This window comes from Ralstonia sp. 110700041-2 (assembly GCF_056280165.1).
Genome location: NZ_JBSFAI010000002.1, coordinates 1 through 13,205 on the forward strand (window position 1 = coordinate 1; position 13,205 = coordinate 13,205).

Below are 13,205 nucleotides of genomic sequence, written 5' to 3' on the forward strand. Positions count from 1 at the left end.
AACATCAGCGCACCGCTGGCACGGTGCAGGATGGACACCTTACCGGCCCAGGGCAAGCGGTAGCGGGCGATGTCGCCCAAACCGATGTTCCTGTATACCGGCCTGGCTTTCTTGATGGCTTCTGCCATGGTCAGACCCCAATTGGCTAATCAACAAACAAAACAGCTTTGCACAAATCCGCGAGATTTTAGCGCGCTTTTGTTGCGCAGCGCACCATAAATTCCATGCGATGCGCTCCACTTTTGTGCTTCCTGCCCTCGCCAGCCAGTGGCGTGATACGGGGGCCGATTGTCCTCTCTACACCGCCTTCATGACGCGCAATACGCTGTTGCGCGCCGCACAAATCAAGACGCAGCCGAAGCGGCGACGGCCCGCATGAATCGGGCCCGGCGACGCGTCATTAATTCAATTCGTTCTGGTAGTAGTGCCGCGTCGTGACGTACAGGCCACGGCGTATCTCCACCGGTTTGTCGCCGAACGTATGCGACACGCGCTCCACTGACAGCAGCGGCGATTCAGCGGCCACCGACAGCAACTCCGCCGTGGTCGGGTCAGCGGCCACCGCACGGATGCGCTCGGTGGCACGCAACATGCGCACGCCAAACTCCGCCTCGAAAAATGCGTACATCGGACCCTTCCACTCGGTCAGCTTTTCAGCCGTCAGCCCTTTGAAGCTCGCCCCCGGCAACCAGATTTCCTCGAGCACGGTCGGCTCACCCGAAAAGAACAGGATGCGGCGGATCTGCACGACGCTGTCACCGGCCTTGAGCTCGAGCAGACGGGCGATCTCAGCCGGGGCGCGCATGCGCTTGCACTCCAGCACACGGCTGCTGGGATAGTGCTGCTCGCCCTGCTCCGGCATCAGACGCAAGAAACGGAACTGCACCCCTTCTTCGTAATGCGTGGTAACGAAGGTGCCCTTGCCCTGGCGCCGCGCGACCAGGTTTTCTGCCGCCAATTCGTCGATCGCCTTGCGCACGGTCCCCTGGCTGACCTTGTAGCGGGCCGCCAACTCCATCTCACTGGGGATCATCTCGCCGGGCTTCCACTCGCCGGCCTGCAAGCTTTGCAGGATCAGCGTCTTGATCTGCTGATACAGCGGGCTGAACGTGGGAGAGCCGCCTGCGCCGCCCGCAGAAGCGGGCGATGCGCCGCCTTCGCCGCCTGAAGGCGGCATCGCAGCGGATAGAGGGCTTGGCGTGCTCGACATAACCGCCGATTTCACCACAAAAGCGACAAAGGCGTCCAGCCCGTTTATAGAATGTCTTATGTCTTATATAAGACAGAAGATTCATTGACTTTCTAGCAAGGCCCGACCTACACTCGCGCCTGTTCCGGGCGACGGCCCACACACACGCCACGACGACGCCAAGGTCAATCGCACGTGTGTTTCCACATCGTCATGCGGACGCAGTAAACTGCGAGGCTCTTGCCGATTCTGAGCCGACCGCCCACGAGGCGCCGACCGTTGCCGGCAATGCCTGCGAAGCTGCACGGACATCCCGCCCGGATGCCCGCCGCACGCAGTGCGATCCGCTTTCACTACCGTTTGGAGAGTTCTCATGGCAAAAGCACCCATGCGCGTCGCAGTGACCGGCGCTGCTGGACAGATCGGTTACGCCCTACTGTTCCGCATCGCCGCCGGCGAAATGCTGGGCAAGGATCAGCCCGTCATCCTGCAACTGCTGGAAATCCCCGATGAGAAGGCCCAGAAGGCGCTCAAGGGTGTGATGATGGAGATCGAAGACTGCGCCTTCCCGCTGCTGGCTGGCATGCAAGCGCATTCCGACCCGATGACCGCGTTCAAGGACGTCGACGTGGCCCTGCTGGTGGGCGCCCGCCCCCGCGGCCCGGGCATGGAGCGCGCGGACCTGCTGTCGGCCAACGCCCAGATCTTCACGGCGCAAGGCAGGGCACTCAACGCCGTTGCCTCGCGCAACGTGAAGGTGCTGGTGGTCGGCAACCCGGCCAACACCAACGCCTACATCGCCATGAAGTCGGCGCCGGACCTGCCGCGCGAGAACTTCACCGCCATGCTGCGCCTGGACCACAACCGCGCCCTGTCGCAGATCGCCGCCAAGACCGGCAAGCCCGTGTCGAGCATCGAAAAGCTGTTCGTGTGGGGCAACCACAGCCCGACGATGTACGCCGACTACCGCTACGCCACCATCGACGGCAAGAGCGTCAAGGACATGATCAACGACCCGGTGTGGAACAACGACGTGTTCCTGCCGACCGTTGGCAAGCGCGGCGCCGCCATCATCGAAGCGCGCGGGCTGTCGTCGGCGGCTTCGGCTGCCAATGCCGCCATCGACCACGTGCGTGACTGGGTGCTCGGTACCAACGGCAAGATCGTCACGATGGGCATCCCGTCGAACGGCGAATACGGCATTCCGAAGGACGTGATGTTCGGCTTCCCGGTCACCACCGAGAACGGCAAGTACAAGATCGTCGAAGGCCTGGAAATCGACGAGTACAGCCAAGGCAAGATCAAGATCACGCTCGACGAGCTGGAAGGCGAGCGTGCAGGCGTGCAGCATCTGCTGTAATCCGCATGATCTAAGAAAAAACCGGAGCGGATCGGCAGCGAACCCTCCGGTTTTTTTACACCCGCATTTCGAACAAGACACAGGCGTTGCTAGCGCCGACCAACGGATACCACCCCGTGCACCCCACCGAGGTTTTGTTCCAGGACGATGCCCTGCCGGCCCAATTGCCGGTCTGCGACCACTACGCGGGCGCAGAAAAACTGATGCGCAAGTCGCTCGCCCTGCAACAAGCCCTTGGCCCCGTTTTCGATATCACGTTTGACTGCGAAGATGGCGCCGCCGTCGGCCAGGAACGTGCGCACGCCGAACTGGCCGCCGCACTCATCAATAGTGACGACAACCGCTTCAACCGCGTCGGCGTACGCATCCACGATCCGAACCACGATGCGTGGACGCATGACGTCGACATCCTTGTGGGCCTTGCCGGCCGCCGCCTCGCCTACGTGACCGTGCCAAAGATACGTGACGTCGTGGAAGTGGCGCGCGTGACCGATCGCGTCAACCAGGCCGCCAAGGCAGCCGGCATTGCGAGGCACCTGCCGATCCACGTGCTGATCGAAACGCATGGCGGGCTGGCGCAGGTGTTCGATATCGCCGCGCTGGTGCAGGTGGAATGCCTGAGTTTTGGCCTCATGGATTTCGTTTCAGCCCACAACGGTGCGATTCCAGGCGCGGCGATGGGCTCGCCCGAGCAGTTCGAACATCCGCTGATCCGCCGCGCGCTTGCCGAGATTTCGGCCGCGTGCCACGCGCACGGCAAGGTGCCGTCGCACAACGTCAGCACCGATATCAAGCACCCGGACCGCGCCGGCGCCGATGCCGCGCGTGCCCGCAACGAGTTCGGCTATCTGCGCAAGTGGAGCATCCATCCCGATCAGATCGCGCCGATCGTTTCCGCATTCCGCCCATCGCACGAAGAAGTGACACAAGCGAGCGCCATTCTGGCGGCTGCGCAGGATGCCTCGTGGGGACCGATCCAACATGAAGGCCGGCTGCATGACCGCGCGAGCTATCGCTATTGGTGGGCCGTGCTGCAGCGCGCGCACACGACCGGTGTGGAGTTGCCGGCCAACGCCGTCGCGCGATTCTTCGCGTGACAGCCACAGAGAGGAGATTCGCCATGATGGCAAATACCCATGCCAGTGCAGGCGCCCGCTTCCGCCAGGCGCTGGTCGATGAGTCGCCGCTGCAGGTGGTCGGCACCATCAACGCCAACCACGCGCTGCTGGCCAAGCGCGCCGGCTATCGCGCGATCTACCTGTCGGGCGGCGGCGTCGCAGCTGGTTCGCTGGGCTTGCCGGACCTCGGCATATCGGGCCTGGACGACGTTTTGACCGACGTCCGCCGCATCACCGATGTATGCGACGTACCGCTGCTGGTAGATGTCGACACGGGCTTCGGCGCTTCCGCCTTCAACGTGGCACGCACGACCAAGTCACTCATCAAGTTTGGCGCAGCGGCCATGCACATTGAAGACCAGGTCGGCGCCAAGCGCTGCGGCCATCGCCCCAACAAGGAGATCGTTTCTAAGGACGAAATGGTCGATCGCATCAAGGCTGCCTTAGATGCCCGCACCGACGCGAGCTTTGTCGTCATGGCCCGCACCGATGCGCTGGCCGTCGAAGGGTTCGACCGCGCCCTGGAACGCGCCGTGGCCTGCGTGGAAGCTGGTGCGGACGCGATCTTTCCCGAGGCGATGACGGAACTGTCGATGTACCGGAAGTTTGTCGACGCGGTAAAGGTGCCGGTGCTAGCCAACATCACCGAATTTGGGCAGACGCCGCTTTTCACGCGCGATGAGCTGGCATCCGCAGGTGTGTCGATGATCCTGTATCCGCTATCGGCATTCCGCGCGATGAACAAGGCAGCGGAGAACGTCTACACCGCCATTCGTCGCGATGGCACGCAACAGAACGTCGTCGACACCATGCAGACGCGCATGGAACTCTACGACAGCATCGGTTACCACGACTACGAAGCCAAGCTGGACGCGCTGTTCGCACAGAACCGCGGATGAACCGGCCAGCATCCATACCAACACAAACGAGGAGAACGGAAGGCAAAACCGCGGAGTAAGCTGCCTAGGAACGACCCAAAAAACGATGTTGATGCTTGCACGACACCCCCATTTGGCGGAGCGGTCGGGCCAGCATGTAACAGAACGTTGGGCACGGCGTCCAAATCGGTCAAAATACCGGCCGGTGTGCGAAATGCCGTGGCATTCCGTGGCCTGGCAGCCGCCTCCCCCAATCTGTCTTACCGAAGGAAACCCTATGAACAAATTCATCGTCGGCGCCTGTGCTGGCGTTCTTTCGCTGGCTGCATCGCCATATGCAACCGCCCAGACTACGCCGGCAAAGCCGGCTGCCAAAAAGGCTCCGGCCAAGAAGAAGGTCACCAAAAAGGCTGCTCCTGTTGCCGCCGCCAAGCCCGAAGGCGTGCAATGGAAGTGCGAACTCGGCAACGAGCTCTACATTACAGGCGACATGACGCGCGACCAGATCATCAAGCTGCACTGGAAGGGCAAGAACTACGACCTGCCGCGCCAGCTGACCCGCACCGGCGCCGACCGCTACTTTGACCAGAAGACGGGCTTCGACCTAGTGGTCATCCCGGCCAAGGCCATGCTGTTCGACCGCAACGAAGGCCACCGCCTGGCCGATGAATGCCAGACCGCCGAAATGGCTGCCGGCGCTCCGGCCCCGACGCAAGCCGGCGCCCTGCGCGCTCCGGCCGGCCTGCCGTTGATGATGCCGGACAGCCCGGCACCGGCACCGGCACCGGCACCGGCACCGGCACCGGCACCGGCACCGGGCACGGCCCAACCGGCCCAGCAGTAACGCGCTGTCGCGCAAGAGGCCCACAGGAACCGCCCATGTCCGCACCGTTTGCGAACATCCGCACGAATCCGGACAAGGTCATCGTCGACGATGTGACCTTGCATGGATGCGCCGGGCGCCTTGGGCCGGCCTTAACTGGAGCCGTCGAGCCGCATGGCACGATGGCTCCAGGCACCGCCCTCGCCGCCGCTCAGGCAATCGAGGCGCACCAAGATACCGTCGCCCGCGGCCAACGCACCCATGCGCTGCGCATGAAAATTGCCCGCGTGGACGACAAGCGTTTCACCACGAATGACCACGACGCCAAGAAGCGTTCGATCGCCCATGGCATCACCGCCCGCATCAACGGCGGCAAGGCGTTCGGCGGCGTCGTGGCGCAGTACCCGACCGGTCAGAAGCCATGTCGGTCAAGGCGTTTGCCGGTTTGTATGTGATTTGATTTTGTCGATTTGATGTGTCCGCCAGGGGTGCCCGGCACCCCGTGCAATCCTCAAGCCTTGGAGTCATGCCATGCCCCACAATCTGAAAAAAACACTCAAGGAATTTAAGATCAACGGCGGCCAGACCGGCAAGTTCCACTCCCTGCCGCAACTGGGCAAGGAACTGGGCGTGGCGATCGAGCGCCTGCCGGTGTCGATCCGCATCGTGCTGGAGTCCGTCCTGCGCAACTGCGACGGCAAGAAGGTGACCGAAGAGCACGTCGCACAACTGGCCAACTGGAAGCCGAACGCCGAGCGCGTTGACGAAATCCCGTTCGTGGTCGCCCGCGTGGTGCTGCAGGACTTTACCGGCGTGCCGCTGCTGGCCGATCTGGCCGCCATGCGCAACGTGGCCGAGCGCATGGGCAAGAACCCCAAGAAGATCGAGCCGCTGGTGCCGGTCGACCTGGTGGTGGATCACTCGGTGCAGATCGACCACTTCCGTGAAAAGAAGGCACTGGACCTGAACATGCAACTGGAGTTCTCGCGCAACAACGAGCGCTACCAGTTCATGAAGTGGGGCATGCAGGCATTCGACACGTTTGGCGTGGTGCAGCCGGGCTTCGGCATCGTTCACCAGGTCAACCTGGAATACCTGGCACGCGGTGTCCATAAGAAGGACGGCGTGTTCTATCCGGATACGCTGGTCGGCACTGACAGCCACACCACCATGATCAACGGCATTGGCGTGGTGGGCTGGGGCGTGGGCGGCATCGAAGCGGAAGCCGGCATGCTGGGCCAGCCGGTGTATTTCCTGACGCCGGACGTGGTAGGCGTGGAGCTGAAGGGCCGCCTGCGCGAAGGCTGCACTGCAACCGACCTGGTGCTCACGATCACAGAAATGCTGCGCAAGGAAAAGGTCGTCGGCAAGTTCGTCGAGTTCTTCGGCGAAGGCACGGCCAGCCTGTCTCTGCCGGACCGCGCAACCATCGGCAACATGGCACCGGAATACGGCGCCACCATGGGCTTCTTCCCGGTGGACGACAAGACGATCGACTACTTCAAGGGCACGGGCCGCACGAAGGACGAAATCAAGGCGTTCGAAGCCTACTTCCGCGCACAGAACCTGTTTGGCGTGCCGAAGGCCGGCGAAATCGACTACACCAAGACGCTCACGCTGGACCTCGGCACGGTTGCCCCGTCGCTGGCTGGCCCGAAGCGCCCGCAGGACCGTATCGAAATCGGCAATGTGAAGTCGACGTTCTCGTCGCTGTTCTCGAAGCCGGTTGCGGAAAACGGCTTCAACAAGAAAGCTGAAGATCTCGACAAGACCTTCACGACCACCAACGGCGTTGACGTGAAGAGCGGCGACGTGCTGATCGCCGCCATCACGTCGTGCACGAACACTTCCAACCCGAGCGTGCTGCTGGCGGCGGGTCTGCTGGCCAAGAAGGCCGTCGAAGCCGGCCTGGAAGTGGCGCCGCACATCAAGACCTCGCTCGCCCCGGGGAGCCGCGTGGTGACGAAATATCTGGAAGCCGCCGGGCTGCTGCCGTACCTGGAAAAGCTGGGCTTTGGCGTGACGGCATACGGCTGCACGACCTGTATCGGCAACGCCGGTGACCTGACGCCGGAGCTCAACGATGCCATCGTGAAGAACGACATCGTTGCTGCCGCTGTGCTGTCGGGCAACCGCAACTTTGAAGCGCGTATCCACCCGAACATCCGCGCCAACTTCCTGGCCTCGCCGCCGCTGGTCGTCGCTTACGCGATCGCCGGCAACGTGACGCGCGATCTGATGACCGAGCCGGTCGGCAAGGGCAAGAAGGGCAAGGACATCTATCTGGGCGACATTTGGCCGACCTCGGACGAGATCGCCAAGCTGATGAAGTTCGCGATGAACGCCGACACGTTCCGCACGAACTACGAGCAGGTCAAGAAGCCGTCCAAGCTGTGGGCCAACGTCAAGGGCACGAAGGGTCAGGTCTACGACTGGCCGAAGTCGACGTACATCGCCGAACCGCCGTTCTTCGAGAGCTTTGGCATGACGCCGGTTGCTGCCTCGGCATCGGTCAAGGGCGCACGCGCACTGGGCGTGTTCGGCGATTCCGTGACGACCGACCACATCTCCCCGGCCGGTTCGATCAAGGAAACCTCGCCGGCCGGCAAATACCTGCTGGCCAATGGCGTGCTGAAGGCCGACTTCAACAGCTATGGCTCGCGCCGCGGCAACCATGAGGTGATGATGCGCGGCACGTTCGCCAACGTGCGCATCAAAAACCTGATGATCCCGGCCAAGGCAGACGGTTCACGCGTGGAAGGCGGCGAAACGCTGTTCCAGCCGAGCGGCGAACAGATGTCGATCTACGACGCCGCCATGAAGTACATCGCCGAAGGCACGCCGACGGTCGTGTTCGGTGGCGAAGAGTACGGCACGGGCAGCTCGCGCGACTGGGCTGCCAAGGGCACGCAGCTCCTGGGCGTGAAGGCCGTCATCGCACGCAGTTTCGAGCGTATTCACCGTTCGAACCTGGTCGGCATGGGCGTGTTGCCGCTGCAGTTCAAGGGCAGCGACTCGGCACAGTCGCTGGGCATCGTGGGCGACGAGACCTTCGACATCGAGGGCCTGGACGGCGAAATCAAGCCGCAACAGGACGTCACCCTGGTCATCCATCGCGCCAACGGCGAGACCACGCGTGCGCAAGTGCTGCTGCGCATCGACACCCCGATCGAAGTGGACTACTACAAGCACGGCGGCATCCTGCCGTTCGTGCTGCGCCAGTTGCTGGCGGCTTAAGCCCTCAAGCCCCACGCTACGTTGGAGCAGACTGGAACCGGCTCTTCGGAGCCGGTTTTTTATTGCCTGCCGAATCAAACAAGGTGACGTCGCTCCCCAATCGGCGGGCAGGCTTTGGTACAGTGTGCCGAATAGGCCGCGTGATGTCTTCGCCCCCTTGGCAGCAAGCTCGCCGTCCGGCCTTGCCTGACCGTTTCATTGCTGGAGTCCCCCACCCATGGCCCAAGTGGTACTAGCGTTCATCGTCGTGGCGGCTGCCGTGTTCTACATCCTCGTCAAAGCACCGCAGACCGACGCCCCGATCCCGGCCCCGGCAGCGCCCGCTGTAGCGGCAGCGCCTGTGCCCCCGCCTCCGCCATTGGCAGCTTCCGCGCCGGTTGCCGAGCCACATCCGGCACCAGTCAACACACCGGCTGCATCCGAACCCACAGCGGTCTCCGTACCTGCGGCCGCAAGCAGCGCGGCAGCGGGAGCATCGGCGCCTGCGGCCAAGCCTTAACGTTTTTGCCCTATGGGTTTCGTAATAGGCGTCGCGCAGCGGCGTACAAGGGTAAAATGACGCCCCTTCATTCTTCCAACGAACGGTACGGCACAGCATGGCAGGATTCCGCTCCAAGGCTCCCCAACGTCTTTCCCCCGATGCAGAACGGCTGGTAGCCGATGCGCTGGCGCTGGACGCGTCAGGCAGCCGCATCGAAGACGTCTATTGGGAACAAAGGCTGTCCGAACGTCTTTCCCGGCTGCTCAAGAACGGCAGCCAGACCGCGCTCGACGCCGCGCTCGACCATCTTTTCAAGCACAACGAGGAGGCCTCCGACGTGCTCGCCGAACAGGCCGAGACACTCGCCGAATCGGCCATCCTCAGTTCGGGTGGCGTCGAATATGACGCGTTGCTGATCGCAGCGCCCATCCTGGCACACACGCGCTACATGATCCCGTCGGGCACGATCAAGCCCGAGATGGCGCAGACGCTGCAGGTACACCTGCAGGCCCATGTGATGGCCTCCAACGCTCGCGTAGCGCTGGCCCCTTACCTGTACAGCATCGATCAGCTGCCGCGCACGCATTCCGACACCTTTGCGCTCACGCACAAGCTGGCCGCCTATGCACTCTCTGGCCAACCCGCCAAGGTCGAATTGCGCGACATGCCCGAGACGGCGCCGATCCTGGCCGACCCGCGCTACCTGGTGGCAATCGTCGTGGCGCAGCACGGCCAAGCGCTGTTCCGCTGGCAGGAAGACGCCAAGGAGCACCACGCAGAGCGGTCCGCCTGCCTGGAGCAATGGCGCGAGCAGGTCACGCCGACCATCTCCATGCTGATGCCCGGCTGCGAGTTCGACCTGCTTTTGCCGGACGCCTTCTTCCTGTCCTGCCGCGAGTCCGACAAGCAGATCCGCCCGCTGACCGTGCGTGCTGCCGTCAATTACCTGCAGGGCGCGCTCGATATGCCGGCCAACCGCTTTGGCGCCATCATCGGCGCCTTCGGTGAAGAACAGATCGAGGAATACCGCGTGGCCTTCACGGTGCGCGGTGAGAAAGACCTCATCTACGGCATCGTCTGGCCTGTCTATGGCCGCGACGGTGGCGCCACGGATGTCGCCGCAGAAGGTGAACCGGGCAGCCCGCTGGAGCAGATCTGCGATGAGTTGCGCGCCTGCGGCATCGAAGACATCTTCCGCCACGGCCAGCTCTTCGAACCGGAGTACTGCGAAGACTGCGGCGCGCCGCTCTATGCGGATCGCTCGGCCGAGATCGTCCACGCAGAAATGCCGGAAGACGCGCCGACACAGCAACCGCTGTTCCATTGATCTGCGACGCACTTTGGCAAAGCCACCTTCGGGTGGCTTTTTTATTGCTCCGCCATCGTTCATATTGATTGTCGGTTTGCGTCGCACGCGCCCAACCGGGCTGCGGCACAATGACGATCTTCCGCCACATGGCATCACCGCCCGAACCCCAGGAGCCTCTCGATGACAACCCGTCCCCTCTTGTGTGTTCCCATCCGCGCCCTGATCCGCAACCTCGCCACATGCGCGCTGGCTGCGGCTGCCGCGATGCCGTTCGCCGCACAAGCCGACGACCTCCGCATCGGCCTGTCCGCCGACGTCACGTCGATGGACCCGCAATGGAACAACGCCGGCCCCAACAACGCCATGGCGCTGCATATCTTCGAGTCGCTGGTCTTCCTCGACAAGAACGGCCGCTACACGCCCGGCCTGGCCACCTCGTGGAAGCCCGTCGACGCCAACACATGGGAGATCAAGCTGCGCCCCAATGTGAAATGGAGCGACGGCACGCCGTTCACCGGCGAAGACGTGAAGGCATCGATCGAGCGTCCGGCGCGCCTGACCAACAGCCCGGGCCCCTTCACCAGCTATACCAAGTCGATTACCGAAGTACAGATCGTCGATCCGCTGACGGTGCGGTTGAAGTTGTCGACGCCCAATTACGCGAGCATCCCCAACGATCTGAACAGCCTGCCCATCATTCCGAAGAAGGTGGCCAACGCGCCGCAGGCGGACTTTGACGCGGGCCGCGCAATGATCGGCACGGGCCCGTTCCTGTTCGACCACTTTACGCGCGGGCAGGAAATCGTCCTGAAGAAGAACCCCCACTACTGGGGCCGCGTACCGCAGTGGGACAAGGTGACCTTCAAGATCATCACCGACAATGCGGCTCGCACAGCCGCACTGCTCTCCGGCGATGTGGATGTCGTCGAGGCCGTACCGGCTGCGGACGTCCCGCGCATCAAGCAGGACCCCAAGTTCCACCTCGAACAGCAGGTGTCGTGGCGCACGATTTTCTGGCAGATGGATCAGAGCCGCGATGTGTCGCCGTTCGTGACCGACAAGGCCGGCAAGCCGCTGGCCAAGAACCCGCTCAAGGACCATCGCGTGCGCGAGGCCATCGCGCTGGCCATCAACCGCGACGCCATCGTCAGCCGCGTGCTCGAAGGCCAGGGCGTGGTGGCCTCGAGCATCGTGTCACCGCAGATCTTCGGGCACCCGGGCGGCAAGCCGATCGCATATGACCCAGCACGCGCCAAGAAACTGCTTGCCGAGGCCGGCTATCCGGACGGCTTCGGGCTCACGCTGCACGCCACCAACAACCGCTACCTGAATGACGCGCAAGTCGCGCAAACCACCGCGCAGCTGCTCACGCGCATCGGCATCCAGACGAAGGTTGAAACGTTGCCGGTGGCGGCGTATTTCTCGCGCGCGCGTCAGGGCGAGTTCTCGTTCATGATGCTCGGCTGGGGCTCGGTGGCCGCCGATGTGGCGCTGCGCAGCATTCTCGGTACGCCCAACGCGCAAACCGGCTACGGCTCGTGGAACTGGGGCCGCTACAGCAACCCGGAACTCGACAAACTGGTACAGACGTCGCTCTCAACGGTCTCGAGCGAACAGGCACACGAGCAGGCTGCCAAAACTGCGGCACGCTTTGCGCAGACCGACTACGCGATCATCCCGTCGCATCACCAACTAGCGACGTGGGCCATGCGCAAGGGCATCCGCTACGAGGCGCGCACTGACGAATGGTCGCTCGCGTGGTTGTTCACCAAGCAATGATGATCGCTTGGTAACGAACACCGTGCCGTAACGCGCCGTTACGGCAAATTCGCCTGATGTGCCGCATTGGGGACGCATTGGGGTAACTAGCAGGAACTTTCGTCCTTAGCTTTCCTCTATCATGGCGATTTCCACGCCGACACCCTGTAACTCGTGATGTTGCGACCCAAACTACTCTGTCTCGGCGTCGTCGCTTTGCTGGCCGCCTGCTCCAACCTGCAGACTGAACCGACCGATGCGTCGGCCCAGGCCACCAACGCCACGCCGAGCACCACCGCCGCGCAAGCCAAGCCGGCCGTCCTGCCCGCCCCGACCACGCCGCCCATCGTCTTCGGCTCGACCGATGGCAGCGGCACCACGACGGTCAACCTGCCCTCCAAGGACAAGATGAGCTTGTCCGAGTACCGCGCACAAACCCGTGACCGCCTGATTCAATCGGAAGGTGCCCGCCCCGACGTGGCCGACTGCGCCGCACACGCGAGCTGGATCATTCCGCGCTCGACCAATTTCGACCAGTTCCGCCTGCCAACCGGTGCGCTCTCCAACGACCAGGCCAAGGTCGAGCCATGGGACTCGCGCTTCTCGTCGAGCAAGCAAGGGGCGATCAAGGTGTCGAGCGTGGTCAGTTTCAATGCCGCCGTGCACAAGCGCGGCACGGGCAATGACCAATGGGAGCCCGTGCGCGTGCGCTGCGGGTATCACGAAGGGATGATGCTGGCGTATGAGCTGCTCGACGCCAATGGCCAGCCATTCGCCGCGCCGGCCGCTGCGCCCTCGTCATCAGCAGCGCGCACGCACTGCCGCCGCGGTCATCGCTGCACGACGAGTGCGGCGGCACACGGCAAGACCACCGCCAAGGGCAAGGCCTCGTCAAAAGCGACGGCCAAGTCAGCCAAGGGCAGCGGCACAGCCAAGACCAAGTCGACCACGGCAAGCAAATCCACCGCCAAGTCGACGGCAAAGAAGACGACGAAGAAGTCGTCTTCCAACTAAGCGCAACGCGCCGCCCACACAGGCGGCGCAGCGTTTGT

General features: G+C 63.2%; 11 protein-coding genes and 1 pseudogene. 10 read left to right on the forward strand and 2 right to left on the reverse strand.

Annotation, left to right across the window (positions count from 1 at the left end; translation table 11 throughout):
* Both ACUXH0_RS02490 and ACUXH0_RS02495 read right to left on the reverse strand, forming a co-directional pair.
* A pseudogene (locus ACUXH0_RS02490) lies at positions 1 to 128 on the reverse strand (succinate dehydrogenase, cytochrome b556 subunit); the annotation flags it as partial.
* 272 nt (positions 129 to 400) lie between these two features.
* Positions 401 to 1,177 (reverse strand): GntR family transcriptional regulator, encoded by a 777-nt coding sequence (locus ACUXH0_RS02495; RefSeq protein WP_004636459.1) that lies wholly within the window; start codon positions 1,175 to 1,177, stop codon positions 401 to 403.
* 385 nt (positions 1,178 to 1,562) lie between these two features.
* Here ACUXH0_RS02495 and ACUXH0_RS02500 point away from each other — a divergent pair, with 385 nt between their 5' ends.
* From ACUXH0_RS02500 to ACUXH0_RS02545, 10 genes are all read left to right on the forward strand, one after another.
* Entirely contained in the window at positions 1,563 to 2,549 is a 987-nt protein-coding gene (locus ACUXH0_RS02500) for a malate dehydrogenase (protein WP_012436029.1), read from the forward strand.
* A 116-nt stretch (positions 2,550 to 2,665) separates the two neighbouring features.
* Positions 2,666 to 3,646, forward strand: coding sequence for an HpcH/HpaI aldolase/citrate lyase family protein (locus tag ACUXH0_RS02505; RefSeq protein ID WP_012436030.1), 981 nt, complete (start codon positions 2,666 to 2,668; stop codon positions 3,644 to 3,646).
* Between the two features lie 23 nt (positions 3,647 to 3,669).
* Complete coding sequence (prpB, locus tag ACUXH0_RS02510) at positions 3,670 to 4,566, forward strand: methylisocitrate lyase (RefSeq protein ID WP_012436031.1); 897 nt, start codon at positions 3,670 to 3,672, stop codon at positions 4,564 to 4,566.
* Positions 4,567 to 4,822: 256 nt separating this feature from the next.
* Positions 4,823 to 5,389: a hypothetical protein gene (locus ACUXH0_RS02515; RefSeq protein ID WP_182593804.1), complete on the forward strand. Its 567-nt coding sequence runs from the start codon at positions 4,823 to 4,825 to the stop codon at positions 5,387 to 5,389.
* A 35-nt stretch (positions 5,390 to 5,424) separates the two neighbouring features.
* Positions 5,425 to 5,823, forward strand: coding sequence for a 2-methylcitrate dehydratase (locus ACUXH0_RS02520; protein ID WP_182593803.1), 399 nt, complete (start codon positions 5,425 to 5,427; stop codon positions 5,821 to 5,823).
* Positions 5,824 to 5,899: 76 nt separating this feature from the next.
* Positions 5,900 to 8,605: an aconitate hydratase AcnA gene (acnA, locus tag ACUXH0_RS02525; RefSeq protein WP_012436034.1), complete on the forward strand. Its 2,706-nt coding sequence runs from the start codon at positions 5,900 to 5,902 to the stop codon at positions 8,603 to 8,605.
* 217 nt (positions 8,606 to 8,822) lie between these two features.
* Positions 8,823 to 9,104, forward strand: a complete 282-nt coding sequence (locus ACUXH0_RS02530; RefSeq protein ID WP_012436035.1) for a hypothetical protein — start codon at positions 8,823 to 8,825, stop codon at positions 9,102 to 9,104.
* A 97-nt stretch (positions 9,105 to 9,201) separates the two neighbouring features.
* Entirely contained in the window at positions 9,202 to 10,413 is a 1,212-nt protein-coding gene (locus ACUXH0_RS02535) for a DUF2863 family protein (protein WP_004636476.1), read from the forward strand.
* A 162-nt stretch (positions 10,414 to 10,575) separates the two neighbouring features.
* A complete protein-coding gene (locus ACUXH0_RS02540) occupies positions 10,576 to 12,174 on the forward strand; it encodes an ABC transporter substrate-binding protein (RefSeq protein ID WP_012436036.1) in 1,599 nt (532 codons plus the stop codon).
* Positions 12,175 to 12,330: 156 nt separating this feature from the next.
* Positions 12,331 to 13,167 carry a BspC domain-containing protein gene (locus ACUXH0_RS02545; protein ID WP_012436037.1) on the forward strand — a complete coding sequence of 279 codons (837 nt, stop codon included), beginning with the start codon at positions 12,331 to 12,333 and terminating at the stop codon, positions 13,165 to 13,167.
* The last annotated feature ends 38 nt before the right edge of the window (positions 13,168 to 13,205 follow it).

Coding starts and splice junctions, on each gene's coding strand:
- acnA (WP_012436034.1), top strand. CDS start 5,900: ATGCCCCACAATCTGAAAAAAACACTCAAGGAATTTAAGATCAACGGC.
- ACUXH0_RS02545 (WP_012436037.1), top strand. CDS start 12,331: ATGTTGCGACCCAAACTACTCTGTCTCGGCGTCGTCGCTTTGCTGGCC.
- ACUXH0_RS02540 (WP_012436036.1), top strand. CDS start 10,576: ATGACAACCCGTCCCCTCTTGTGTGTTCCCATCCGCGCCCTGATCCGC.
- ACUXH0_RS02530 (WP_012436035.1), top strand. CDS start 8,823: ATGGCCCAAGTGGTACTAGCGTTCATCGTCGTGGCGGCTGCCGTGTTC.
- ACUXH0_RS02515 (WP_182593804.1), top strand. CDS start 4,823: ATGAACAAATTCATCGTCGGCGCCTGTGCTGGCGTTCTTTCGCTGGCT.
- ACUXH0_RS02495 (WP_004636459.1), bottom strand. CDS start 1,177: ATGCCGCCTTCAGGCGGCGAAGGCGGCGCATCGCCCGCTTCTGCGGGC.
- ACUXH0_RS02535 (WP_004636476.1), top strand. CDS start 9,202: ATGGCAGGATTCCGCTCCAAGGCTCCCCAACGTCTTTCCCCCGATGCA.
- prpB (WP_012436031.1), top strand. CDS start 3,670: ATGATGGCAAATACCCATGCCAGTGCAGGCGCCCGCTTCCGCCAGGCG.
- ACUXH0_RS02500 (WP_012436029.1), top strand. CDS start 1,563: ATGGCAAAAGCACCCATGCGCGTCGCAGTGACCGGCGCTGCTGGACAG.
- ACUXH0_RS02520 (WP_182593803.1), top strand. CDS start 5,425: ATGTCCGCACCGTTTGCGAACATCCGCACGAATCCGGACAAGGTCATC.